This window comes from Escherichia sp. 94.0001, assembly GCF_013369155.2.
Lineage (GTDB): Bacteria > Pseudomonadota > Gammaproteobacteria > Enterobacterales > Enterobacteriaceae > Escherichia > Escherichia coli_F.
Genome location: NZ_JABWMS020000268.1, coordinates 1 through 332 on the forward strand (window position 1 = coordinate 1; position 332 = coordinate 332).

Here is a 332-nt window from a genome sequence, read left to right on the forward strand (position 1 = left end):
CCTGACATGAAAATGTCCTACTTCCACACCCTGCTGGCTGAGGTTTGCACCGGTGCGGCTCCGGAAGTTAACGCTAAGGCTCTGGCCTGGGGAAAACAGTACGAGAACGACGCCAGAACCCTCTTTGAGTTCACTTCCGGCGTTAATGTTACTGAATCCCCGATCATCTATCGCGACGAAAGTATGCGTACCGCCTGCTCTCCCGATGGTTTATGCAGTGACGGCAACGGCCTTGAACTGAAATGCCCGTTTACCTCCCGGGATTTCATGAAATTCCGGCTCGGTGGTTTCGAGGCCATAAAGTCGGCTTACATGGCCCAGGTGCAGTACAG

Annotated in this window: 1 protein-coding gene; it reads left to right on the plus strand. The window is 53.9% G+C overall.

Annotated elements, in window-relative coordinates:
* A partial coding sequence (locus tag HEN33_RS25650) for a YqaJ viral recombinase family protein (protein WP_183083553.1) occupies positions 1-332 on the plus strand: 332 nt, incomplete at both ends.